General features: G+C 71.4%; 21 protein-coding genes. 13 read left to right on the top strand and 8 right to left on the bottom strand.

The features are described from left to right. Positions 1–79 precede the first annotated feature (79 nt). A complete protein-coding gene (locus tag OG989_RS02410; RefSeq protein ID WP_327029557.1) occupies positions 80–1,240 on the top strand; it encodes a Cys-Gln thioester bond-forming surface protein in 1,161 nt (386 codons plus the stop codon). 150 nt (positions 1,241–1,390) lie between these two features. On the opposite strand, the gene OG989_RS02405 is transcribed toward OG989_RS02410, so the two are convergent. After that, a complete protein-coding gene (locus tag OG989_RS02405) occupies positions 1,391–1,600 on the bottom strand; it encodes a PIG-L deacetylase family protein (RefSeq protein ID WP_327029556.1) in 210 nt (69 codons plus the stop codon). 430 nt (positions 1,601–2,030) lie between these two features. Here OG989_RS02405 and OG989_RS02400 point away from each other — a divergent pair, with 430 nt between their 5' ends. From OG989_RS02400 to OG989_RS02380, 5 genes are all read left to right on the top strand, one after another. Continuing rightward, positions 2,031–3,674, top strand: coding sequence for a peptide ABC transporter substrate-binding protein (locus OG989_RS02400; protein WP_327029555.1), 1,644 nt, complete (start codon positions 2,031–2,033; stop codon positions 3,672–3,674). A 148-nt stretch (positions 3,675–3,822) separates the two neighbouring features. Beyond that, positions 3,823–4,749 (top strand): ABC transporter permease, encoded by a 927-nt coding sequence (locus OG989_RS02395; protein WP_132230980.1) that lies wholly within the window; start codon positions 3,823–3,825, stop codon positions 4,747–4,749. 72 nt (positions 4,750–4,821) lie between these two features. Then, positions 4,822–5,799: an ABC transporter permease gene (locus OG989_RS02390; RefSeq protein ID WP_151455194.1), complete on the top strand. Its 978-nt coding sequence runs from the start codon at positions 4,822–4,824 to the stop codon at positions 5,797–5,799. A 26-nt stretch (positions 5,800–5,825) separates the two neighbouring features. Further along, a complete protein-coding gene (locus OG989_RS02385; protein ID WP_132231341.1) occupies positions 5,826–6,848 on the top strand; it encodes an ABC transporter ATP-binding protein in 1,023 nt (340 codons plus the stop codon). Further along, positions 6,841–7,854 (top strand): ABC transporter ATP-binding protein, encoded by a 1,014-nt coding sequence (locus tag OG989_RS02380; protein WP_151455195.1) that lies wholly within the window; start codon positions 6,841–6,843, stop codon positions 7,852–7,854. Before OG989_RS02385 ends, OG989_RS02380 begins: the two co-directional genes overlap by 8 nt. Before the next feature lie 137 nt (positions 7,855–7,991). On the opposite strand, the gene OG989_RS02375 is transcribed toward OG989_RS02380, so the two are convergent. Together OG989_RS02375 and OG989_RS02370 are read right to left on the bottom strand one after the other, a co-directional pair. Next, on the bottom strand, positions 7,992–8,384 hold the full coding sequence (locus tag OG989_RS02375; protein WP_327029554.1) for a chorismate mutase: 393 nt from the start codon (positions 8,382–8,384) through the stop codon (positions 7,992–7,994). Positions 8,385–8,653: 269 nt separating this feature from the next. Further along, positions 8,654–10,504 (bottom strand): bifunctional metallophosphatase/5'-nucleotidase, encoded by a 1,851-nt coding sequence (locus tag OG989_RS02370; RefSeq protein ID WP_327029553.1) that lies wholly within the window; start codon positions 10,502–10,504, stop codon positions 8,654–8,656. A 265-nt stretch (positions 10,505–10,769) separates the two neighbouring features. Between OG989_RS02370 and pcrA the strand changes: the two genes are divergently transcribed. Further along, positions 10,770–13,175, top strand: a complete 2,406-nt coding sequence (gene pcrA / locus OG989_RS02365; protein WP_327029552.1) for a DNA helicase PcrA — start codon at positions 10,770–10,772, stop codon at positions 13,173–13,175. Positions 13,176–13,233: 58 nt separating this feature from the next. Here pcrA and OG989_RS02360 read toward each other — a convergent pair whose 3' ends face one another. Together OG989_RS02360 and OG989_RS02355 are read right to left on the bottom strand one after the other, a co-directional pair. Then, positions 13,234–13,992, bottom strand: coding sequence for a M23 family metallopeptidase (locus OG989_RS02360; protein WP_327029551.1), 759 nt, complete (start codon positions 13,990–13,992; stop codon positions 13,234–13,236). 274 nt (positions 13,993–14,266) lie between these two features. Continuing rightward, a complete protein-coding gene (locus OG989_RS02355; protein WP_327029550.1) occupies positions 14,267–14,983 on the bottom strand; it encodes a M23 family metallopeptidase in 717 nt (238 codons plus the stop codon). Positions 14,984–15,413: 430 nt separating this feature from the next. On the opposite strand from OG989_RS02355, the gene OG989_RS02350 reads away from it, so the two are divergent. The 3 genes from OG989_RS02350 to sucD all read left to right on the top strand — a co-directional run bounded on the left by OG989_RS02350 (position 15,414) and on the right by sucD (position 18,323). Then, entirely contained in the window at positions 15,414–15,818 is a 405-nt protein-coding gene (locus OG989_RS02350) for a cobalamin B12-binding domain-containing protein (RefSeq protein WP_132230988.1), read from the top strand. A gap of 436 nt (positions 15,819–16,254) precedes the next feature. After that, the gene (sucC, locus tag OG989_RS02345; protein WP_151455201.1) at positions 16,255–17,433 is read left to right on the top strand and encodes an ADP-forming succinate--CoA ligase subunit beta; all 1,179 of its coding nucleotides are present in this window, start codon (positions 16,255–16,257) and stop codon (positions 17,431–17,433) included. Between the two features lie 2 nt (positions 17,434–17,435). Then, entirely contained in the window at positions 17,436–18,323 is an 888-nt protein-coding gene (sucD, locus tag OG989_RS02340; RefSeq protein ID WP_132230990.1) for a succinate--CoA ligase subunit alpha, read from the top strand. Positions 18,324–18,416: 93 nt separating this feature from the next. Here the strand turns inward: sucD and OG989_RS02335 are convergent, their stop codons facing one another. Then, positions 18,417–18,683: a DUF4190 domain-containing protein gene (locus tag OG989_RS02335; RefSeq protein WP_132230991.1), complete on the bottom strand. Its 267-nt coding sequence runs from the start codon at positions 18,681–18,683 to the stop codon at positions 18,417–18,419. A gap of 158 nt (positions 18,684–18,841) precedes the next feature. On the opposite strand from OG989_RS02335, the gene OG989_RS02330 reads away from it, so the two are divergent. Continuing rightward, on the top strand, positions 18,842–20,116 hold the full coding sequence (locus tag OG989_RS02330) for a cell division protein PerM (RefSeq protein WP_327029549.1): 1,275 nt from the start codon (positions 18,842–18,844) through the stop codon (positions 20,114–20,116). A 61-nt stretch (positions 20,117–20,177) separates the two neighbouring features. Here OG989_RS02330 and OG989_RS02325 read toward each other — a convergent pair whose 3' ends face one another. After that, on the bottom strand, positions 20,178–20,837 hold the full coding sequence (locus OG989_RS02325; RefSeq protein WP_151457629.1) for a DUF4190 domain-containing protein: 660 nt from the start codon (positions 20,835–20,837) through the stop codon (positions 20,178–20,180). 20 nt (positions 20,838–20,857) lie between these two features. After that, positions 20,858–21,157 (bottom strand): CD225/dispanin family protein, encoded by a 300-nt coding sequence (locus tag OG989_RS02320; RefSeq protein ID WP_151457630.1) that lies wholly within the window; start codon positions 21,155–21,157, stop codon positions 20,858–20,860. Between the two features lie 181 nt (positions 21,158–21,338). Between OG989_RS02320 and purN the strand changes: the two genes are divergently transcribed. Together purN and purH are read left to right on the top strand one after the other, a co-directional pair. Then, positions 21,339–21,959 (top strand): phosphoribosylglycinamide formyltransferase, encoded by a 621-nt coding sequence (purN, locus tag OG989_RS02315; protein ID WP_151457631.1) that lies wholly within the window; start codon positions 21,339–21,341, stop codon positions 21,957–21,959. Further along, positions 21,956–23,527 carry a bifunctional phosphoribosylaminoimidazolecarboxamide formyltransferase/IMP cyclohydrolase gene (purH, locus tag OG989_RS02310; RefSeq protein ID WP_151457632.1) on the top strand — a complete coding sequence of 524 codons (1,572 nt, stop codon included), beginning with the start codon at positions 21,956–21,958 and terminating at the stop codon, positions 23,525–23,527. Before purN ends, purH begins: the two co-directional genes overlap by 4 nt. Positions 23,528–23,632: the final 105 nt, after the last annotated feature.

Here is a 23,632-nt window from a genome sequence, read left to right as displayed (position 1 = left end):
GGTGCACATCCCGCGGGAACGGCGGCTTCACGCAACCCGCCGTGCGCGGGTCACCCCTGGGGAGAGGTGCACGATTCTGATGTTCGGACAACGAGGACGGCGCTGGGCGCGGATCGCCCTGGCGACCGTCGCCGGCGGCGCGCTGGCACTCGGCGCGGTGGCGCCGGCCGCCGCCGCTGACAAGACCGGCGTCGCCAAGTCGGTCAAGGGCAGCAACGTCACGCTCGTGCTCAACGGGCAGCCGAAGAGCACCGGTGCCCTGGCACTCAAGATCGACGGAAAGCTCGTCCCCGCCTTCTGCATCGACTACCACACCAACGTGGCGATCGACGGCAAGTACAAGGAGGGCACCTGGGACGAGTCCCAGGTGAAGAACCTCGGCAAGGTGCAGTGGGTGCTGACCCACGGCTACCCGAACGCCGACGCCGCCAAGCTGCTGGCCGCCGCCGGCGCCACCGCCCCGGCGAAGGCCGACGCCGACAAGCTGCTCTACTTCGGCACCCAGACCGCCATCTGGAACTTCAGCGACGGCGTCAAGCTGGGTGACTGGGTCGACAACCCGAAGCTGCTCGGCAAGAAGCAGTACGACGTGGTCAAGAAGGTCCACGACTACCTGGTGGCCAACGCCACCGACCAGCCCGAGCCGAAGGCCGAGCTGAGCGTCGACCCGGCCAGCGCCAAGGCCACCGTCGGCGAGAAGGCCGGCCCGTTCACCGTCAAGGGCCCGGCGGGCGAGATCACCGTCGCGGTCGACGGCGGCTCGGCGGTCGACGCCGAGGGCAAGCCGGTCACCAAGACCACCAACGGCGGCCAGTTCTGGCTGGCCGCGGACGGCGCCGGCGAGGTGAAGGTGACCGTTTCCGCACAGGACTCGGTCTCCTTCGGCCGGGTGTTCCTCTTCACCGGCCAGCGCGCCGCGCAGAAGCTCATCCTGGGTGGCAGCACCGGCGCCACCGTGAGCGCCAAGGCCGAGGCCGCGTTCGCCGCCGCGCCGGCCGAGTCGCCGTCGCCGAGCGCCCCGGCGGAGTCGCCGTCGCCCAGCGCCCCGGCGGAGTCCCCGTCGCCGAGCGCCCCGGTCGACAGCCCGGCCCCGTCGACCTCGCCCGCGAGCAGCGGCGGTGACCTGCCGCTGACCGGCTCCCCGATCGCCGCCGCGATCGCCGCCGGCGTGGCGCTGCTGGCCGCCGGCGCGGTCGCCGTGCTGCTGTTCCGTCGTCGCAAGCTGCGCTTCACCGCCTGATCGACGCCCGCTTCAACGGCCCCGGCCCCGGTACCGCCCCGCGCGGTGCCGGGGCCGGAGTCGTTCGCCGCCGGGCCAGCCGGCGCACGCCCCGGGCGTGGATGCCAGCGCCGTCGCGGAGACCGACCTGCCGCACGTCGCCCGCTGCTCTCATTCCCAGGGTCGGCTCACCTTGGCGCGCGGGTGCTGGGCACTCTCCGCAGTCGCCCGGGTGACGAGCAGGTACGAGGCGTCGACACCCTCCGCCACCCAGGTGGCGATGGTGCCCGCACAGCCGAAGCCGGCATCGTCCGGATGGGCAAAAACGGCCAACGCCCGGCCGACCTCGGACAGCGTCGGAGGGGGCGCGGGGAAGCTCACAGCCGCCGACCCCGCGCCGGGGGGCGGACCCCCTCCGAACCGTGTCTTTCCTGCTCAGAGCGGTACGACCCGCGTACATCATGATCTTTTTTCGGGTATCGGCAACGTGGCGACCAACTAACGGCTTGATAACGGCACCTTCACGGAACGGGCCGGTGGGTGTCACAGTGGCAGCACCTCACCCCTCATGTGAGGCACTCCGTACGGCCTGACGACCATGGACCCGCCTGTTGACGGTGCTCCGTGGTGGTCTCGTGTGCGCGGTGCCGAGCGCGACGGGCGAGGTGGCCCGGCGGATCGGTACATCAATCTTGTCCCGAATTCACTGCGGTGAAACCGGCTCCCGCACTGCGGGCGCCGGACGTGTCACCCCCCATACGTGCGTGAAACCCACGACGGATCCAGGTTCAGAAAGAGGAGGCCCCTCGGAATGAGAGTCTCGAAGCGGGCAAGTAGCGCGGTCGCGCTGGGCGCGGCGTTCGCGCTCGTCGCGTCCGGCTGCTCGAGCAGCGACAGCGACGGTGGCGACGCCGGCGCCAGCAGCGACGGCGCGATCACCATCGACGGCACTCAGCCGGAGGTCGGCCTGGTCCCGTCGAACACCACCGAGACCGGTGGTGGGGCGATCATCGACTGGATCTGGACCGGTCTGGTCGAGTACCCGAACGACGGCAGCGCGCCGCGCAACGCGGTCGCCGAGTCGATCGAGACGTCGGACTCCAAGGTCTACACGGTCAAGATCAAGAAGGACACGAAGTTCCACGACGGCACCGTCGTCAAGGCCAAGAACTTCGTGGACGCCTGGAACTGGGGCGCCTACTCGCCCAACGGCGCGCAGAACGGCAGCTTCTTCGCCGACATCCAGGGCTTCGACCAGGTCCACACCGAGGACCCGGACGGCGCCGAGGGCCCGAAGAAGGCCCCCGAGCCCGCCGCCAAGGAGATGTCCGGCCTGAAGGTCGTCGACGACTGGACCTTCGAGGTCACCCTGGCCGCGCCGACCGCGGTGTTCCCGACCAAGCTCGGCTACAGCACCTTCATGCCGCTGCCGGACGCGTTCTTCACCCAGGGCGCCGAGGCGTTCGGCAAGAAGCCGATCGGCAACGGCCCGATCAAGTTCGTGTCGTGGGAAGACGACGTCCAGATCAAGCTGACGCGCTTCGATGACTACTCCTTGAACGACAAGATGAAGATCAAGGACGTCAACATCAAGCTGTACCAGGACGACACGGCGGCCTACAACGACCTGCTCGCCGGCAACCTGGACTTCCAGCAGCAGGTTCCGGTCTCCGCCATCGCGGGCGACAAGTGGAAGAACGACCTGGGCGAGCGGGCGATCTCCTCCACCACCCCGTCGACCGGCATCATCGCCTTCCCGATCTACGACAAGCGCTTCCAGAACCCGAAGCTGCGTCGCGCGGTCTCGATGTCGATCAACCGCCAGGAGATCAGCGACAAGATCTTCTTCGGCTCGCGCAAGCCGGCCGACAGCTGGGCCAACCCGCTGACCCCGGGCGCCAAGGCCGGCAACTGCACCGCCTGCCAGTTCAACGTCGACGAGGCCAAGAAGCTCCTCGCCGAGGCCGGTGGCTTCACCGGTGAGCTGGTCATGTTCTACAACGCCGACGCCAGCCACAAGGAGTGGATGGAGGCCGTCGCGCAGCAGGTCAAGACGAACCTCGGCATCAACGCTCGCGCCGAGGGCGTGCCGACCTTCGCGGTGTTCCGCCAGAACATCAACGCCGGCAAGATGACCGGCATGTACCGCGCCGGCTGGCAGCAGGACTACCCGGACGTGGAGAACTGGATCGGCCCGCTCTACGTGACCGGCGGTTCCTCGAACGACGGCAAGTACAGCAACCCGCAGGTCGACGCGCTGGCCAAGGAAGCCGCCTCCGCGCCGAGCCTGGAGGCGTCGCACGCCAAGTACGCCGAGGCGGTCGCCCTCATCGACCAGGACGTCCCCTCGATCCCGGTCTACTTCGGTGGTCAGCAGTCCGGCCACTCCGAGAAGATCAAGAAGATCGAGCTCTCCAACGTCGGTGAACTCGACCTCACCTCGGTCGAGCTCTGATCCGAACGGTCTGACCCCGGGTCGGGCTCACCTACCGGTGAGCCCGACCCGGGCCGTTCCGTGAGGTGGTGTCACCACACCGCCTCGCCACGTCTGTCATCCCCGTGTCGGCCGTCCGACGCGCGCCCCCTGTCTGGAGGACCACCCCATGGGCCGTTATCTGTTGAGACGGCTGCTCCAACTCATCCCGGTCTTCATCGGGACGACGTTCCTGATCTACTGGCTCGTGTGGTCGGTGCCCGGTGACCCGTTCGCGGGCAAGTGTGGCGAGCGTCCCTGCCCCGACAGCTTCGTCAACATGATGACCGAGAAGTTCAAGCTCGACGAGCCGCTCATCGTGCAGTACGGCAACTACATGAAGAACCTCTTCCAGGGCGACTTCGGGCAGACGTTCGGTGGCCGGGAGATCGGTGACATCATCGCCACGGCGTACCCGAACACCCTGAAGCTGGCCCTGGTGGCGCTGGCCATCGAGGCGGTCATCGGACTCACCGCGGGCGTGCTGACGGGCCTGCGCCGCAACGGCTTCCTGGACAACCTGGTCCTGGTCTCCAGCCTCTTCCTGATCGCGCTGCCGATCTTCGTCATCGGCTTCGTGGCCCAGTGGCTGCTCGGCGTGCAGTGGGGCATCGTCAAGCCGACGGTCTCCAGCGAGATGCGGCTCTCCGAGCTGATCGTGCCCGGCTTCGTGCTCGGTAGCGCCTCGATGGCGTACATCGCCCGATTGGCCCGCACGAGCATCGCGGAGAACCGGCGGGCCGACTACGTGCGTACGGCGATCGCCAAGGGTCTGCCGATGCGCCGGGTGGTCGGGATCCACCTGCTGCGCAACTCGCTCATCCCGGTGGTGACGCTGCTCGGGACCGACCTCGGCGCCCTGATGGGCGGCGCGATCGTCACCGAGGGCATCTTCCAGATCAACGGGATCGGCCGACAGGTCTACCGCGCGATCATCACCAAGGAGAGCGCTACCGTTGTCTCCATCGTGGTGGTCCTGGTGCTCGTCTACCTGCTGATGAACCTGCTGGTCGACCTGCTCTACGCCGCCCTGGACCCGAGGATCCGCTATGAGTGAGCGCAGCGAACGAATCATCATTGCAGCGTGCGCGGGCACCAGTGCCCGCGCCGAGCGGAGTGGGGTGCGGGCATGAGTGACCCGAGTGCCGCCTCGATCGTCAGCACGCCGCCCGCGCAGGCTCCCGACGAGATCGGCGCGCCGACCAACGCGGGCCTGCCGGAGAACGCCCGCAAGGAGAAGCCGCGCGGTCTGCTCGGCGACGCCTGGCGTGACCTGCGCCGCAAGCCGCTGTTCTGGATCTCCGCAGGGTTCATCGTCCTCTTCATGCTGATGACCGCCTTCCCCTCGCTGTTCACCTCCGGCGACCCGGAGAACGGCAACCTGCAGAACAGCCTCGTCGGCCCGTCGTCGGACGCCTGGTTCGGCTACGACTTCCAGGGCCGGGACGTCTTCGCCCGGGTGATCTACGGCGCCCGCGCGTCGATCGTGGTCTCCCTGCTCTCCGTGCTCGGCGTGCTGCTCTTCGGCGGCGCGATGGGCATCGTGGCGGGCTACCGGGGCGGCTGGGTGGACGCACTGCTCTCCCGCATCGCCGATGTCTTCTTCGGGCTGCCGTTCGTGCTGGGTGCCATCGTCATCCTGACGACCTTCAACGGGTCGGGCACGAGCAACAGCAAGGCCGAGATCATGGCGCTGGTGAGCATCTCGCTGATCGTGCTGGGCTGGCCGGTCGTGATGCGGCTGATGCGTTCCTCGGTGCTGGCCACCAAGGAGGCGGACTACATCGTCGCCGCCCGCGCGTTGGGCGCCGGCACCGGCCGGATCATCCTCAAGCACCTGCTGCCGAACTGCCTCGCGCCGCTGCTGGTCTACGGGACGATCCTGGTCGGCTCGTACATCGGCGCCGAGGCGACGCTGTCCTTCCTGGGCGTCGGCCTGAAGAGCCCGGTGGTCTCCTGGGGCATCATGATCAACGAGGCGCAGAACCTCCTCCGCGTCGCGCCCTACCTGCTCTTCTTCCCCGCCGCGTTCCTCGTCGCCGCCGTACTGAGCTTCGTGATGCTCGGTGAGGCGGTCCGCGAGGCCCTCGATCCGAAACTCCGCTAGGGGAGATTCAGTTGTCCGACATTCTGGTGTCCGAGCAGTCCGCGGCCGGCGCGTCCGGCCGCCCCTCGGGCAGGTTGCTCGAGGTGGAAGACCTCCGGGTGGAGTTCCGCACCCGGGACGGCGTCGCCAAGGTCATCAACGGGGTCACGTACCACGTCGACGCGGGGGAGACCCTCGCCGTGCTCGGCGAGTCCGGCTCCGGTAAGAGCGTCACCGCGCAGACCATCATGGGCATCCTCGACACGCCGCCCGGTTTCGTCACCGGCGGTCAGGTCCGCTTCCAGGGCAAGGACATGCTCGGCATGTCCTTCGAGGAGCGGCGCCGCATCCGCGGCGAGGGCATCGCGATGATCTTCCAGGACGCGCTCTCCGCGCTGAACCCGGTCTTCACCGTCGGGTTCCAGATCGCCGAGCAGTTCCGGGTACGGCGCGGGATGAGCCGCTCCGACGCCAAGAAGCGTGCGATCGAGATGCTCGACCAGGTCAAGATCCCTAACGCCAAGGGCCGGTTCAGCAGCTACCCGCACCAGTTCTCGGGCGGTATGCGGCAGCGCGCGATGATCGCGATGTCGCTCGCCCTGGACCCGGAGGTGCTGATCGCGGACGAGCCGACCACCGCGCTCGACGTGACGGTGCAGGCGCAGATCATGGACCTGCTCGCTGAACTCCAGCGCGAGCGGCAGATGGGCATGATCCTGATCACCCACGACCTCGGCGTGGTCGCCGACGTCGCGGACCGGATCGCGGTGATGTACGCGGGCCGGATCGTCGAGGAAGCCAACGTCTACGACCTGTACGCCAAGCCGGCGCACCCGTACACGATCGGCCTGATCAACTCGATCCCGCGGCTCGACGAGAAGGGGCAGGAGCTCCGGACGATCAAGGGGCTCCCGCCGAACCTCATGAACATCCCGCCGGGCTGCCCGTTCAACCCGCGCTGCCCCATGGCGCAGCCGGTCTGCCGGGAGAAGGTCCCGCCGCTGCTGCAGGTCGGCGCCGGCCGGGCCAGCGCCTGCCACTTCGCCGAGGAGCTGGTGAACCGTGACTGAGAACATCCTCGAGGTCCGTGACCTGGTCAAGCACTATCCCGTGACCCGGGGCGTGGTGTTCAAGAAGACCATCGGTCACGTCAAGGCGGTCGACGGGGTCTCCTTCGAGCTCAAGGCCGGCGAGACCCTGGGTGTGGTCGGCGAGTCGGGCTGCGGCAAGTCGACGCTGGCCCGGGTCCTGATGAACCTGGAGAAGCCGACGGGTGGCAGCGTCCACTACAAGGGCCAGGACATCTCGAAGTTCTCCGGCCCGGCGCTGCGCCGGCTGCGTCGGCAGATCCAGCTGGTGATGCAGGACCCGTACACCTCGCTGAACCCGCGGATGACGGTCGGCGACCTGATCGGCGAGCCGTTCGAGATCCACCCGGAGGTGGCGCCGAAGGGCAGCCGCCGGGAGAAGGTCAGGGAACTGCTCGACCTGGTGGGCCTCAATCCGGAGCACATCCACCGGTACCCGCACCAGTTCTCCGGCGGTCAGCGGCAGCGCATCGGCATCGCCCGGGCGCTCGCCCTGCGGCCCGAGATCATCGTCTGCGACGAGCCGGTCAGCGCCCTGGACGTGTCGATCCAGGCCCAGGTGATGAACCTGCTGGAGAAGCTCCAGGGCGAGCTCGGCCTGTCGTACATCTTCATCGCGCACGACCTGTCGGTGGTCCGGCACCTGTCGGACCGGGTCGCGGTGATGTACCTCGGCAAGATCGCCGAGATCGGCTCCGAGGACGAGATCTACGAGCGGCCGACCCACCCGTACACCCAGGCGCTGCTCTCGGCCGTGCCGGTGCCGGACCCGACCGTGCGGGACAACAAGGCGATCATCCGCCTGACCGGTGACGTGCCGTCGCCGGTCAGCCCGCCGTCGGGCTGCCGGTTCCGGACCCGCTGCTGGAAGGCGCAGGACGTCTGCGCCGAGCAGGTCCCGCTGCTGGAGATCCGCTCGGGCTCGGACCATCCGAGCGCCTGCCACTTCGCGGAGAAGCGCGAGATCGTGCAGACGCACGAGGCGTGACCCCCACGGAACCGCCTGCCGACGTCATCGCGACGACGGCAGGCGGTTCCGTCGTTTCCGCCCCGGCCCGGCCCCCGCCCGTGCAGGGGGCCGGGGCCGGGCGTGGACCGCGCGGGGGTCCGTTGCCGGCGTACGCCTCACAGGGGGCCGCGGCCGGCGCGGAGCAGCAGCAGCGCGAGTTGCGTGCCGTCGGCGCCCAGGGCGGCCCGGAAGCGCTCCAGGATCGCCCGTTCCCGGGACAGGACCAGCCGGGTGCCGCCGGAGGCCATCCTCGTCACGCCGACCTCCTGGGAGAGCCGGGCCCGTTCCTGCCACAGCTCGATCAGCGCCCGGTCGATCTCGTCGATCCGCTCCCGGATCTCGACGATCCGGGCGGCCGCGGCCGGTTCCGGGGTGCCGGTTCCCGCCGCCGGCTTCGCGTCGTCGTCACCGCCCGGCACGTCGGCCGGGAGGCTGGGGGCACCGGGGTCGGGCCGGCCTGCCTCGGGTCGCGTCACGCTGCCGCTGGACTCCACCACGTCTGTCATCATCGGGTACCCCTCGCCGTCAGGTGCCCGGTGCCCGGATCCCGGGACGGAAGAAAGCCCCGGGCTCCAGGAGCCCGGGGCTTTCTCGTAGGTCTGATCGATCAGGCGCGACCTACGGCTGCCGGACTCCCGGTGCCGTAGTAAAAGTAGAAGCGCTGCCCGAACATGTCGTCGAGTATGCCGACCTCGGACCGGCCGGCGCAAGGATTCGGCGCGACCCGTGCCCGGCCGGGCGGGCCCGGCGCCGTCGTGACGCCGGGACCGCCCGCGCCTCAGCCGAGGCGGGTGATCCGGTCGGCGGGTCCGGGGGCGACCGGAGCGCCGGCGCCCAGGTAGGCGATCAGCGCGTCGACGTCGAAGCCGGGGGCGGTGGCCCGGTCCGTGCCGGCCCGCAGCTCGGTGAAGCCGTCCCCGCCGTTGGCCAGGAAGTCGTTCGTGGTGACCCGGTAGCTCGCGGCCGGGTCGACCGGCGCGCCGTCGAACGCCAGGGCGCTCACCCGCGAGCCCACCGGGGCGGTGCTGTCGTAGGAGTAGGTCAGCCCGGCGGAGACCTGGAGGATGCGCTGGGTGGTCTGCCCGTTGAAGCCCACGAACTGCTGCTCCAGCACGTTGCGCAGCTGCGCGCCGGTGAGGGTCTGGGTGACCACCAGGTTGTTGAACGGCTGGACGGTGAACGCCTCGCCGTAGGTGATCTCGCCAGGGTCCTCGTCGCCGGGGGAGGCCGCGTACGACAGGGACGCCCGGACGCCGCCCGGGTTCATCAGCGCGATCTGTGCCCCGCTGGAGCGGGTGTACGCGAGCTGCGCGTCGGCGATCACGTCACCGAGCGGGCTCTCCCCGTTCGGCCGGACGTCGCGGACGATGTCGGCCGAGATCCGGCCCACCACCCGGTTGGCGATGGGTGCGACGGCCGCCCGGTACTTGTCGGCCAGTGCCTTCGCGCCCGGGTCCACCAGGTCGGGGTTGCGCACGTACGTGCCCGGCGCGCTCTCCCGCCAGGTGCCGTCCGGGTTGCGTACGCCGTTCTCGACGACGACGTTGCGGGCGGTGATCCCGGTGAACCGGCCGGTGCGCCGGTCCAGCGAGTAGTCCACGTCCGTGATCAGCTGGCCGTTGTTGCCGGCGCTGGTGACCACGCTGCGCGCGCCCGAGGAGTTCGGCAGGGAGCAGGAGTAGAAGCGGTGGGTGTGGCCGGAGACGACCAGCCCGAACTCCGGCCGCAGGCCACGGACGATGTCCACGATCGGGCCGGAGAAGTTGGCGCAGTCCGAGACGCCGGGCGTGGCCGGCGGCGGCGACTGGGCGCCGCCCTCGTGCACGAGCAGCACCATCGCCTTGACGCCGAAGAGCTTGAGCACGCCGGCCCACTTGTTGGCGGTCTGCACCTCGTCGGTGAACCGCACGGAGGCGATGCCGGCCGGGTTGACGATGCCCGGGGTGCCCTCCAGGGTCACGCCGACGAAGCCGACCGGGACGCCGCCGACGAAGCGCACGTCGACCGGGGGCAGGATCGGCAGGCCGGTCTTCCTGCTGACGGTGTTGGCGGCCAGGTAGGTGAACTTCGCGCCGGCGAAGCCGTCCCCGTCCTGGCAGCCGTCGACAGGGTGGCAGCCGCCCCTGTTGATCCGGATCAGCTCGTCGACGCCCTCGTCGAACTCGTGGTTGCCGACGGAGCTGACGTCCAGGCCGATCTGGTCCATCAGCTCGATGGTCGGCTCGTCGTGGAAGGCGGCGCTGACGAGCGGGGTGGCGCCGATCAGGTCGCCGGCCCCGACGGTGGTCGTGGCGCGGCCCTCGGCCCTGGCCTCGGCGCGCAGCTTCTTCAGCCAGGTGGCGAGGTACTCCACGCCGCCGGCGGGCGTGCCGTTGACGGCCGCGCCGCTGCCGCCGGGCGGGTCGATGGCGCCGTGGAAGTCGTTGTAGCTCAGGAAGTTGCCCTTGACCTCCCCGCCGCTGGGCGCGGCGTAGGAGACCGAGACGGGGGTGAGGCCGGCCTGCTGGTCGTCGGCGGGGGCCGGCGCGGGCCGGGAAGCGGTGGACAGCGTGGCGACGACGGCCAGCGCGAGGGTGGGCGCGGCGAGGTGGCGCAGCGCCGCCCGACCGCGCGAACGCGGCTGAGTCATGGTCGTTCTCCCAGTCGTGTACGGGGGAGGAGCCGGATTTTCACCGTCATCGTTCTGTACGGGGGACGGCGGCACCAGACACGACAGGGTGACATCTTCGTCTCGACCGGACGAGTCGGGGCACGATTTCCTCCACCACGCGCTGCGGCGGGCGGCCGGCGGCGGCCCGGACCGGCTGGATCGACCGGCCCGGGGAACGGCTCGGGCGAGCCGGGGCACGCGCGGCGGGGGAAGTGTCCGCCCGGCGGCATAGACTCGCCGTGCGATGCATCCTCTCTTCGACATCCCCGCGTCCCCACCCGCGCCGGCGTCCGCCCCGACCTCGCCGCACCGGCCCAGGCCGGCGGCCGTCCATCTCGATCCGCAGGCCCTGGTCGAGGGCCTGAACGGGCCGCAGCGCGACGCCGTCACCCACGCCGGCTCGCCGCTGCTGATCGTGGCCGGTGCCGGCTCGGGCAAGACCCGGGTGCTCACCCACCGGATCGCCTACCTGCTGGCCGCCCGGGACGTGCACCCCGGCGAGATCATCGCGATCACCTTCACCAACAAGGCCGCCGGCGAGATGAAGGAGCGGGTGGCCCACCTGGTGGGTCCCCGGGCCCGCCTGATGTGGGTGTCGACGTTCCACTCCGCGTGCGTGCGCATCCTGCGCGCCGAGCACGAGCACGCCGGGCTGAAGTCGACCTTCTCGATCTACGACGCGGACGACTCCCGCCGGCTGATGCAGATGGTCGCCAGGGAGCTGGACCTCGACCCGAAGCGCTACCCGGCGCGCGGGCTGGCCGCCCAGGTCTCCAACCTGAAGAACGAGCTGGTCGACCCCGAGGCGTTCGCGGGCCGCGCCAAGGGCCCCAACGAGCGGGCGCTGGCGGAGGCCTACACGCTCTACCAGCGACGGCTGCGCGAGGCGCACGCGCTGGACTTCGACGACCTGATCATGACGACGGTGCACCTGCTCCAGTCCCACCCGCACGTCGCGGAGAGCTACCGCCGACGGTTCCGGCACGTGCTGGTCGACGAATACCAGGACACCAACCACGCCCAGTACACGCTGATCAAGGAGCTGGTCTCCGGCACGGAGGGGATCGAGCCGGCGGAGCTCTGCGTGGTCGGTGACGCCGACCAGTCGATCTACGCGTTCCGGGGCGCCACGATCCGCAACATCCTGGAGTTCGAGCGCGACTTCAGCGACGCCCGGACGATCCTGCTGGAGCAGAACTACCGCTCCACCCAGACCATCCTCAACGCCGCCAACGCGGTGATCGACCGGAACACGTCGCGCAAGCCGAAGCGGCTGTGGAGCGAGGCGGGCGCCGGTGAGCCGATCGTCGGCTACGTGGCCGACACCGAGCACGCCGAGGCCGACTGGGTGGCCCGCGAGATCGACCGGCTGGTCGACGCCGACGAGACCCGCCCCGGCGACGTGGCCGTCTTCTACCGCACCAACGCCCAGTCCCGGGTCTTCGAGGAGGTGTTCATCCGGGTCGGCCTGCCCTACAAGGTGGTCGGCGGGGTGCGCTTCTACGAGCGCAAGGAGGTCCGCGACGCGCTGGCCTACCTGCGCGCGGTGGTCAACGACGACGACACGGTCAGCCTGCGCCGGATCCTCAACACCCCGCGCCGGGGCATCGGCGACCGGGCCGAGGCGTGCGTGGAGGCGCTGTCCAGCCGGGACCGGATCTCCTTCGGGGCGGCGCTGCGGCGGGCGAAGGACGCCCCGGGCATCTCCAGCCGGGCGGCCAACGGCATCGCCGACTTCGTGGCCCTGCTCGACGGCGCCCGCGAGATTGCCGAGACGGGCACCCCGGAGGAGGTGCTGGAGGCGCTGCTGACCCGCTCGGGCTACCTCACCGAGCTGGAGGAGAGCCTCGACCCGCAGGACGCGGGGCGGGTCGACAACCTCCAGGAGCTCGTCAGCGTCGCCCGGGAGTACACCGAGCGGATCGAGGCGGTCGGCGAGGAGGGCGAGCGGGCCACCCTGGCCGGCTTCCTGGAGCAGGTCGCGCTGGTCGCCGACGCCGACCAGGTGCCCACGGACGACCCCGACCACCAGGGCGTGGTCACCCTGATGACGCTGCACACCGCGAAGGGCCTGGAGTTCCCGGTGGTCTTCCTGACCGGCCTGGAGGACGGCGTCTTCCCGCACCTGCGTTCGCTGGGCGACACCCGGGAGCTGGAGGAGGAACGTCGGCTGGCGTACGTCGGCATCACCCGGGCCCGCCAGCGCCTCCACCTCTCCCGGGCGGTCACCCGCTCGGCGTGGGGGCAGCCGGCCTACAACCCGCCGTCGCGGTTCCTGGAGGAGCTGCCGCCGGAGCTGGTCCGCTGGGAGCGCACCGAGGGGTCGTACACCTCGTGGGCCGGCGGGGGCGGCGGCGTGGGTGGCCGCGCGGACCGGGTGTCCGGCGGGCGTGGGGGCTTCAACGGCGGCACGCCCAAGGCGGCGCAGTTGGCGAAGCGGCTGGGGGTCGACGCGAGCCGCCTGACCACGGCGAGCGAGCTGCCGCAGGGGCCGAAGGTGTCCGCGGGCGACCGGGTCAACCACCAGCGCTACGGCCTGGGCCGGGTGCTCGCCGTCGAGGGGCACGGCCCGGGAGCGCGGGCGCAGATCGACTTCGGCGACCAGACGATGTGGCTGGTGCTCCGGCACGCCCCGATCGACAAGCTATGAGCGGCGGCGCGGCCCGGCCCGGCAGCACGCCGGACCGGGCCGCGCCGGTCGCTGCGGGTCAGCAGGCCACGTCGATGCCCCGGGCGCGCAGGAACGGCGCGGGGTCGATCTGGTTCCACATCTGACCCTGGTGCACCTCGAAGTGCAGGTGCGGGCCGGTGGAGTCGCCGGTGGACCCCTCCAGGCCGATGGTCTGCCCGGCGGCGACCTTGTCGCCCACGCCCACCTTGGTGGTGCTCAGGTGGGCGTAGTGGGTCAGGTAGCCGTTGCCGTGGTCGACGAAGACGGAGATGCCGTACCCGTCGCCGACGTCGCCGGCCTTGGTGACGGTGCCGCCGAAGGCCGCGCGGACCGGGGTGCCGGCGGGCAGCGCGAAGTCGATGCCGGCGTGCTGGGCGCCCCAGCGCGGGCCGTAGCAGGAGGTGATGGCCGCGCCCTTCATCGGGATGACCCAACTGGGCTTCGGCTTGCTGGTCTTCTTCGGCTTCGGCTTGGCGGTGGTCGCCTTCGGGCTGGGCTTCGCCGACGGGCTGGCCTTCGTCGGGCTGGGCGTCGGGCTCGCCGAGGGGGTGGCCGGGGCGGTCGTCTCGCGGGCGGAGCGGTCGGCGCGGTCGGCGGCCTCCGTGCGGGCCTGCGTGTCCACGGCGGCGGCCGGGACGGAGGGCTCGTCGTTCCCGGTGGCCGCGAAGGCGGCGCCGCCGAGGCCGAGGCCGGTCAGGGCCGCTGCGGCGATGATCACGCGGGTGCGGCCGCCGATCCGCCTCCGGGGCCGGACGGGGGCGTCGGGGGTGTTCTCGTTCCGAATGTCTTCCTGCACGGCGGACCTTCACTGATCGAGGGGGCACTTGACCTCGAAATACTGGTGTCGACACGCGGCGTGACGGGTAGTGGGACGGGGGCCGGGCGGACCGGTGACGGCCGCATCCGCCCGTTGCGTCCCCGTTCGGGGTTGTTCGACCGTAAAAGTGATCATGTGTGGCGATGGCGCCGGTCACAGTCGGCGGCGTGACCCGGCTCACTTTCGACTCCGGTGGCACACGAAAAACCGCCCGGATCGGCAGATCCGGGCGGTCGACGGGCGATACGCAGCGTCAGGACGCGGCTACCTCGCTGTAGTACACCTCGACTTGTAGCTTGATGTCCACTCCGCGCTCCTTGAGCCACGGCACCGGGTCGAGCGGCTCGCCCTTGACATGCACCTCCAGGTGCAGGTGGGAGCCGTAGGAGTGGCCGGTGTTGCCCACGAGGCCGAGCTGGTCGCCCGCCTTCACCTGCTGACCCTCCTTGACGCTCAGCGCCGAGGAGTGCCCGTAGATCGCCTCGCTGCCGTCGGCGTGCCGGACGATCACGGTGTGGCCGTAGCCGCCGAACCAGCCGGCCTTGGTGACGGTGCCCTCGTGGATGGCGACGTAGGGGGTGCCCTCGGGGGCGACCAGGTCGACGCCGGTGTGCAGCTTGCCCCAGCGCATGCCGTAGGGCGAGTTGAACTCGTAGCCCTGGAGGGGGAGCAGCCAGACCTCGGGCTCGGCGGACTCGGCGCCTCCGGCGCGGTCGCTGTCGCGGCTGGCGCGGTCGGCGTTGTCGCCACGGGCCGCGGCGTCCTGGTTGACGGCCGAGGCGGCCTTGAGTTCGTCGAGGACCGACGGGCTGACGCTCTTGGCGTCCGGCAGGGCGCCGGCGCCGATCGCGACGATGCCGGCACCGACGAACGCGGTGGTGACCACCGCTGCGTAGCGGCTACGCGGGGGGGTGGGTACGCGGCGGCGACCGCGATATCGATCGGGCTCAGACGACAGGCGCTGGCGCACGCACACCCTCCGTTGTCGGGGATCCGAAGCGGCTTCCTCGACGCCCGTGAAGCTCGGGTGAACGCCGGCTGGCCGCGTCGTCACCCGTCCGTGGACCTGATGACAACCGTGGACACGTTAGCCAACCACCAGTCCCGTCACAAGCCGAAGCGCCGAATTGCTACCGCGTTCTGTCCGTTTCCGTCCGTGATTGTCATGGGTCGTACCCCTCGAACGGTGCCCCCTTAACTGCCCGTTCGTCGCGCAGGGTGACCGAACGGCGGAGTCGTCCGGCTTGACGTCGGGGGTCGGCGCGGTCCGCCGTACCGGCGCCGACGGGAGTCCGGCCGGGTTCGCGGGGGTGAGGTTCACCGCCCGGATTTCCCGGGCAGGGTCGGGCGGGTTACCGTTCGTTCAGTGAAGCCGCGGAGCCGGTGAAAGGGATGCGCTGATGAGCTCTCGTGTACGGGTCGTCGTCGCCAAGCCGGGCCTGGACGGCCACGACCGTGGCGCAAAGGTCGTCGCGCGTGCCCTGCGGGATGCCGGCATGGAGGTCATCTACACCGGCCTGCACCAGACCCCGGAGCAGATCGTGGAGACCGCGATCCAGGAGGACGCCGACGCGGTCGGGCTCTCCGTGCTGTCCGGGGCGCACATGACGCTGTTCCGGCGGGTGGTGGAGCTGCTCGGTGAGCGCGACGCCCGCGACATCGTCGTGTTCGGCGGCGGCATCATTCCCGACGCCGACATCCCGGAGCTCCAGCGGCTCGGGGTCGCCAAGATCTTCACGCCGGGTGCGACGACCCAGTCGATCGTCGAGTGGGTCCGGCAGAACGTCGCCCAGCCGGTCGCCTGACGGCGGTCGCGGGCTCGGGGCCGCTCGGCGGCCGAATCCGGGCAGGGGGAGGGGCCGGACGCACCCCTCACACGTCCGGCCCCTCTATGCACGATGCCCCGCCGCCACCCCTCGACCGACAGGGCATCGGCCGCTCCCGTCGTCGCGCTGCATCAGCGCTCCGACACCTGACTCAACGACGCCCCCACGGACGGGTTACGCGCCCCCGGCAACATCGCCCGGACGGCTGACATCGGGCCGAAGTCGCGGAAAGGCCGCGCGACGCCGCCGATTGTGCATTACCACACAACGTGCACCCGCTCGGTTGCCGGCGGTGTCCACCTCGCTAGGCTGCGCCCAATGGCCTGTTTCGAGTGATGACAGGCGTCAAACTGTTTTCCATAACGCTGGTGGCGGCGCGACGGCGCGCCGCGGAGACGGGACGGGACGCGCAAACGTGGACCTGTACGAGTACCAGGGGCGGGACCTGTTCGAACGGCACGGCTTGCCCGTGCTCGCCGGCGGCGTCGCCACGACCCCGGAGGAGGCCCGCGCGATCGCCGAACGCCTAGGCGGTCGGGTGGTCGTCAAGGCACAGGTGAAGGTCGGTGGCCGAGGCAAGGCCGGCGGCGTGAAGCTGGCCGAGGGCGCCGAGGAGACGGTGGCCCGCGCCACCGACATCCTGGGCATGGACATCAAGGGCCACACCGTCCACAAGGTCATGATCACGGTGACCGCGGACGTGGCCGAGGAGTACTACTTCTCCTACCTGCTCGACCGGGCGAACCGCACCTTCCTCTGCATCGCCAGCGTCGCCGGCGGCATGGACATCGAGCAGGTCGCCGCCGAGACCCCGGAGAAGGTCGTCAAGGCCCCGATCGACGCCAACACCGGCGTCGACGAGGCGAAGGCGCGCGAGATCGTCACCGCCGCCAACTTCCCGGCCGAGGTCGCCGACCAGGTCGTCGAGGCCGCCGTGGGGCTGTGGAAGGCCTTCGTCGCCGAGGACGCCACGCTGGTCGAGGTGAACCCGCTGGCCAAGACCCGCGAGGGCAAGCTGCTGCTGCTCGACGCCAAGGTCACCCTCGACGAGAACGCCGGGTTCCGGCACCCGGACCACGAGGCGCTGGTCGACCAGGCCGCGGTGGACCCGCTGGAGCAGGCCGCCAAGGAGAAGGACCTCAACTACGTCAAGCTCGACGGCGAGGTCGGGATCATCGGCAACGGCGCCGGCCTGGTCATGTCGACCCTCGACGTGGTCGCGTACGCCGGTGAGCGGCACGGCGGCGTCAAGCCGGCCAACTTCCTCGACATCGGCGGTGGCGCGAGCGCCGCCGTGATGGCGAACGGACTGGAGATCGTCCTGTCCGACCCGTCGGTGAAGAGCGTCTTCGTCAACGTCTTCGGCGGCATCACCGCCTGCGACGAGGTCGCCAACGGCATCGTGCAGGCGCTGGCCCTGCTCGAGCAGCGCGGCGAGCAGGTCACCAAGCCGCTGGTCGTCCGCCTCGACGGCAACAACGCCGAGGCTGGCCGGGCGATCCTCGACGGCGCGAACAACCCGCTGGTCCAGCGGGTCGACACGATGGATGGCGCGGCCGAGCGGGCCGCCGAGCTGGCGGCTGCGGGGGTCTGACAATGGCTATCTGGCTGACCAAGGACTCGAAGGTCATCGTCCAGGGGATGACCGGTTCCGAGGGTTCCAAGCACACCCGGCGGATGCTCGCCGCGGGCACCAACGTCGTCGGCGGCGTCAACCCGCGCAAGGCGGGCCAGACGGTCGACTTCGACGGCACCGAGCTGCCGGTCTTCGCCAGCGTCGCGGACGCGATGGCGCAGACCGGTGCGGACGTGACCGTGATCTTCGTACCGCCGCAGTTCACCAAGGGCGCGGTCGTCGAGGCGATCGACGCCGGGATCGACCTGGCCGTGGTGATCACCGAGGGCGTGCCGGTGCACGACACCGCCGCGTTCTGGGCGTACAACGTCGCCAAGGGGGAGCGGACCCGGATCATCGGTCCGAACTGCCCGGGCATCGCCTCGCCGGGCGCCTCCAACGCCGGCATCATCCCGGCCGACATCACCGGCACCGGCCGCATCGGCCTGGTCAGCAAGAGCGGCACGCTGACCTACCAGATGATGTACGAGCTGCGTGACATCGGATTCTCGACCTGCGTCGGCATCGGCGGTGACCCGATCATCGGCACCACCCACATCGACGCGCTCGCCGCGTTCGAGGCCGACCCGGAGACCGACGCGATCGTCATGATCGGTGAGATCGGTGGCGACGCCGAGGAGCGGGCCGCCGAGTTCATCAAGGCGAACGTGACCAAGCCGGTGGTCGGCTACATCGCCGGCTTCACCGCGCCGCCCGGCAAGACCATGGGCCACGCCGGTGCGATCATCTCCGGCTCGGCGGGCACCGCCGAGGCCAAGAAGGACGCGCTGGAGGCGGTCGGCGTCAAGGTCGGCAAGACCCCGACCGAGACCGCCAAGCTCATGCGGGAGATCATGTCCGCGGGCTGAGCCCGAGCGACGTACGACCGGAGGGCCGACCGTTCGCGGTCGGCCCTCCGCCGTCGTGTCGCGGCGGCCCCGGTCGTTTTGGCGCGGGCGGCCTCAGTCGTTGTAGAGCGGGTAGTTGCCGCCGGCCCAGAGGACGCCGCTGCCGATGATGTTGAGCACGCCGAACGCGATCGCCAGGTAGCCGAGCACGGGCGACTGGCCGAAGCGCTTGGCGTCCCGGATCGACAGGTAACCGAAGACGATCCCCAGGATGCCGCAGCAGAGCAGGCCGAGGATGATGCCGAGCACGCCCCACAGCGTCGTGCGGTCGCGACCGGCCGCGGACGGTGCCGGCGGGGGCGGCGGATACGGAGTGTTCACGGCTCTCCTCCGGACGTCGGTGCCGCGACCCAGCGGTCGCGTCCCTGCGCCGAGGCTAGACCGGATCGGGGGCCGGAGATGGTGGATCACGTAACTCGTCGCCGCTGCGGGGCGGTATCGGACTGCCACCGCCGGCCCGGCATGCCAGAGTAGACGCGATGTCCTCCGTCACCCCTGATCAGCCCAGCCGTCCCGGCGCCGACGTCGGCCCCGGCGCCCGGCCGGCCGCGCCCGTCGGGCGGAGCCGGCGGGTGCCCGCGCCGCGCGCCGGCGAGCCGCGCCGCAGTCGCGCCCCGCTCGTCGTCGCCGCCGGGGTCGCCGCCGGGTGGGCGGCGCTCACCTCCTGGCTGCCGGTCGTGGTCGTGCTCTGGCTGTTCCAGCTCAGTGAGGGTGCCGCCTCCGTGCCGGGTGCGCTGCGCGCCGGGCTGGCCGGCTGGCTGCTCGGGCACGGCGTGCCGCTGGACACCGCCGCCGGCCCGCTCGGGCTGGCCCCGCTGGCGCTGACCGCCCTGGTCGTCTGGCGGCTGACCCGGGCGGGCGTGCACACCAGCCGGGCCATCGGCGCGCGGGGCGGCCGGTCGCCCCGGCAGGCGCTCCTCGCCGCCGGCGCGGTCGGCGTCGCGTACGCGCTGCTCGGGGTCCTCGGCGCGGTGCTGGCCGGCGCGTCACCGGTGCGCGCCGGGCTGACCCTCCTGGTGCTCGGCACGATCGGGGCCCTGGTGGGCTCGGCCCGGACGACGCGCGTGGCCGGCCTGCTCGCCGCGCGGTCCCCGGACGCGCTGCGCGACGGAATCCGCACCGGGCTCGTCGCCGGGCTGCTGCTGTTCGGCGCGGGGGCCGGCGCGGCGGGGCTCGCCGTGGCCACCGGGGGCGGGGACGCCGCCGACCTGATCGGGGCCTACCGCACCGGGGTCGCCGGCCAGGCCGGGATCACGCTGGTCAGCCTCGCCTACGCGCCCAACGCCACAATCTGGTCGGTCAGCTACCTGCTCGGCCCGGGTTTCGCCGTCGGCACCGACACGGCGGTACGCACCAGCGAGGTCTCCGTGGGGGCGCTGCCGGCCGTACCGCTGCTGGCCGGGCTGCCGCGCGGGCCGGTCGACGGGCTCGGCGCCGGGCTGCTTGCGGTGCCGGTCCTCGCCGGGATGGCCGCGGGCTGGCTGCTGGCCCGCCGGCTGCTCCGGCTCGCCGCCGACGACCGGGCACCGCTGCGCTGGGGGCCGCTGCTCGGGGCGGCGGCGCTCGCCGGCCCGGTGGCCGGTCTGCTGCTGGGCGCCGCCGCGGCCGCCTCCGCCGGATCGCTCGGCGGCGGCCGGCTGGTCCAGGTGGGGCCCGTCGCCTGGCAGGTGGCGGCGGTGGCGACCGCGGTCGTCACGGTCGGGGCGCTGATCGGCGCCGCCGCGACCCGGGTGCTGTCCCGCGCGCCCCGCTGAGGGGCCGGAAGACGCCGACGGGGCGCCCCGGACGGGCCGGGACGCCCCTGTCGCATGACGGTCAGGGCTGGTTGGGCAGCGTCAGACTGAAGCCCAGGAAGATGATCTGGAGCAGGCCGAGCACGACGCCGATGGCGCCACAGATCAGGCCGGCGAGGGCCTGACCGTTGTTGTCGGCCAGCCCCTGGGCGGCCTTCTGCTTGCCCATCCACCCGGTCACCAGCGCACCGATGCCCAGCGGGATGCCGAGGTAGCAGCAGACCATCGGGATCGAGGCGATGCCGAGGATCATGGACACCAGACCGAGGGTGTTCTGCTGCTGCCCAGGCCCCTTCGCGGCGAATCCCGCGTTGGGGTACATGGGCGGCTGCGAGTACGCCTGCTGGCCGTACGGGTCCTGGTACGGCTGCTGCCCGTACGGCTGACCCGGCGCCGGCTGCCCGTAGGGCTGGCCCGAGGTGGGCGGCTGCCCGTAGGGCTGGCCCGAGGTCGGCGGCTGGCCGTACGGGTCCTGCTGGCCGTAGGGGTCCTGCTGGCCGTACGGGTTCTGCTGGCCGTACGGATCCTGCGGCGCGGCGTACGGGTCGTTCGGCTGCCCGGAGGCGGGCTGCTGACCGTACGGCGCCGCCGGCGGCGGGGCGTACGGGTCGTGGTGCGGCGCGTTCGGATCCTGGTGCGGCTGTTGGCCGTACGGATCCTGTCCGGGGTAACCGGGCTGCATGCGACTCCTCGTCCGATCTGTCAGTAGCTGCTGGTGGAGGTGTCGCCGCCCATCACACCGGCGAGCCCACCGAGCAGGCAGCACACCAGCACGATCACGTACCAGCTGATGCCGACGATGAGCGCCCACTTGGACCACTTCTTCGACTCGGCGGCGGCGGCCTGGGCCCCGGCGTAGTCGCCCTGCTGGAGCAGCGGGTTCACCTTGGAGGCGTTGATGATCGCCGGGATGGCCAGCGGCCAGAAGAGGAAGATGGCGACGATCGACATCGTCATGTTGTTGTTGATCTGCGGCTGCTGCGGCTGGTATCCGGGCTGCATCTCGGCGTACTCCTCATTCCACTCGACACCCCCGCGGGGCGTCGGATCACTGACGGGTGCGGGCCGACGCGCGCCGGGCCCGAGCGACCGGCAGCGTACCTGGTCCGGACCATTCGCGTCGTCGGTGAATGTCGCAATGCCCAGCGGATGGAAGCGGCGGCAGGCCCGATAGGGTGGCCCGGTGACCGAGCCCGCGCCCGTCGCCCGCATCGTCGTCCTCGTCTCCGGCTCCGGGAGCAACCTCCAGGCCCTGCTCGATGCGAGCGTCGATCCGGCGTACGGGGCCCGGGTGGTGGCCGTCGGCGCCGACCGCGACGGCATCGCGGGTCTGGACCGGGCCGCCGCGGCAGGTGTGCCGACCTTCGTCGAGCGGGTCGCCGACCACCCTGGCCGCGAGGACTGGGACGCCGCGCTGACCGCCCGCGTCGCCGAGCACCGGCCCGACCTGGTCGTCTCCGCGGGTTTCCTCAAGCTGGTCGGCCCGCGCTTCCTGGCCGCCTTCGGCGACCGCTACCTGAACACGCACAACACGCTGCTGCCGGCGTTCCCCGGCATCCACGGCCCGCGTGACGCCCTCGCCTACGGCGTGAAGGTCACCGGGGCGACGCTCTTCTTCGTCGACGCCGGCATGGACACCGGCCCGATCGTCGCGCAGGTCGCCGTGCCGGTGCACGACGGCGACGACGTCGAGACGCTCACCGAGCGCATCAAGGAAGCCGAGCGGCACCAGCTCGTCGAGCAGGTGGGCCGCCTGGTCCGCGAAGGTTGGACGATCACCGGAAGAAAGGTCACGGTCCCGTGAGTTCCACTCAGGACGAACGCCGCCCGATCAGGCGGGCGCTGGTCAGCGTCTACGACAAGACCGGCCTGGTCGAGCTGGCCCGGGCGCTGCACACGGCCGGGGTGGAGATCGTCTCGACCGGCAGCACCGCCTCGGCCATCGCCGGCGCGGGAGTGCCGGTGACCCCGGTCGAGACGGTGACGGGCTTCCCGGAGATCCTCGACGGGCGGGTCAAGACGCTGCACCCGAAGGTGCACGGCGGACTCCTCGCCGACCTGCGCAAGGATTCCCACGTCGCCCAGCTCGACGAGCACGGCATCGCCGGTATCGACCTGCTGGTGTCCAACCTCTACCCGTTCCAGGCCACTGTCGCCTCCGGCGCGGGCGTCGAGGAGTGCGTCGAGCAGATCGACATCGGCGGTCCGGCGATGGTCCGGGCGGCCGCCAAGAACCACGCCTCGGTCGCCGTGGTGACCGACCCGGCCGCGTACCCGGCCCTGCTCGCCGCGCTCGGCGAGGGCGGCTTCACGCTGGCCCAGCGGCGCGTGCTGGCCGCCCGCGCCTTCGCCGTCATCGCCGAGTACGACGTGGCGGTGGCCGAGTGGTGCGCCGCCACGCTGGCGCCCGAGGAGGACGGCTGGCCGGACTTCGCCGGGCTGTCGCTGCGCCGGCAGGCGGTGCTGCGCTACGGCGAGAACCCGCACCAGCCGGCGGCGCTCTACGTCGACCCGTCCAGCCCGGCCGGGCTCGCCCAGGCCGAGCAGCTGCACGGCAAGGAGATGTCCTACAACAACTACGTCGACGCCGACGCGGCCTGGCGGGCGGCCAACGACTTCGCCGACCAGCCGGCGGTGGCGATCATCAAGCACGCCAACCCGTGCGGGATCGCGGTGGGCGCCGACGTGGCCGAGGCGCACCGCAAGGCGCACGCCTGCGACCCGGTGTCCGCGTACGGCGGGGTGATCGCGGTCAACCGGCCGGTCTCGGTCGAGCTGGCCCGGCAGGTGTCGGAGATCTTCACCGAGGTGCTGGTGGCGCCCGGCTTCGACGAGGGCGCGGTGGAGGTCCTCCAGGCGAAGAAGAACATCCGGCTGCTGCACGCGCCGGCCTACGCCCCGCTGCCGGCCGAGTGGCGGCAGGTCACCGGCGGCGTACTGGTGCAGATGGCCGACCGGATCGACGCCGAGGGCGACGACCCGGCCAACTGGCGGCTGGCCACCGGCGAGCCGGCGGACGAGGCGACCCTGCGCGACCTGGCCTTCGCCTGGCGGGCGGTACGCGCGGTGAAGAGCAACGCGATCCTGCTGGCCAGGGACGGCGCGACGGTCGGCGTCGGGATGGGCCAGGTCAACCGGGTCGACTCGGCGCAGCTCGCGGTCGCCCGGGCCGGAGCGGACCGGGCCCGTGGTGCGGTGTGCGCCTCGGACGCCTTCTTCCCCTTCGCCGACGGCCCGCAGATCCTCATCGACGCCGGCGTCCGCGCGATCGTGCAGCCGGGCGGCTCGATCCGCGACGAGGAAGTCATCGCCGCCGCCAAGCAGGCCGGCGTCACCATGTACCTGACCTCCACCCGCCACTTCTTCCACTAACCCCCGCTCCTTCCCCTCCCCTCCCTCCCCCTCCTTCGGGGTCGATCATGCAGTTGTGGTGCCCTGCGAAAGGGGCGAAGGCGGGCGATCCGCCCACCACAACTG

Source organism: Micromonospora sp. NBC_01740, from assembly GCF_035920365.1.
GTDB lineage: Bacteria > Actinomycetota > Actinomycetes > Mycobacteriales > Micromonosporaceae > Micromonospora > Micromonospora reichwaldensis.
The sequence above is the reverse complement of the archived record's forward strand: the minus strand, read 5'-3'. Positions and strand labels throughout refer to the sequence as shown.